Raw genomic sequence first — 521 nt, forward strand, 5'->3', positions numbered from 1 at the left:
AAGCAATTAGTTATACACGTTGTTGTGCATAGTGTTTTTTATTTTTAATCAGTTTTATAATCAGAAACGGAAATCCAATCCCAAATCCAATACATATTGTTGTGTATAATTCAAAGGGTTCAGTTACTATATATTGTGGCATTAAAGGATTTTCGGGTTTTCCGATGAATGTTAAAATAAAGAGTCCGATTCCAAACATTATAATTGCAGAAAATAAAATTGTTGCAATATCCATAATTAGCTCGATGAATTTAAAATCAGTTCTTGTTGAGTTGTACAGCATTCCGAATATGGGAATCGCTGACAAAATCAGATAGTCAAAACGGGTGCTTGAGAATGCAAAAAAATAATTTGTAATTGGCAGTAATTTATTTGTAATTCCAACCATAAGTCTGGTTCCGAAACCAGAATAAAGTCCAATAAAAAATAGTAGACTAATTCCAAATATCAGATATTTTAAATTCTTTGGTATTTTATTCAATTCGGTAAGTTTTGCGGTTGGGTTACATTATGCACAACGT

At 30.5% G+C, this 521-nt stretch carries 1 protein-coding gene; it reads right to left on the minus strand.

Annotation, left to right across the window (positions count from 1 at the left end):
* Positions 1-10: 10 nt before the first annotated feature.
* Entirely contained in the window at positions 11-481 is a 471-nt protein-coding gene (locus Q0876_RS15635; RefSeq protein WP_299229818.1) for a hypothetical protein, read from the minus strand.
* Positions 482-521: the final 40 nt, after the last annotated feature.

Origin of the sequence: uncultured Psychroserpens sp., from assembly GCF_947503375.1 — a bacterium.
Classification (GTDB): domain Bacteria; phylum Bacteroidota; class Bacteroidia; order Flavobacteriales; family Flavobacteriaceae; genus Psychroserpens.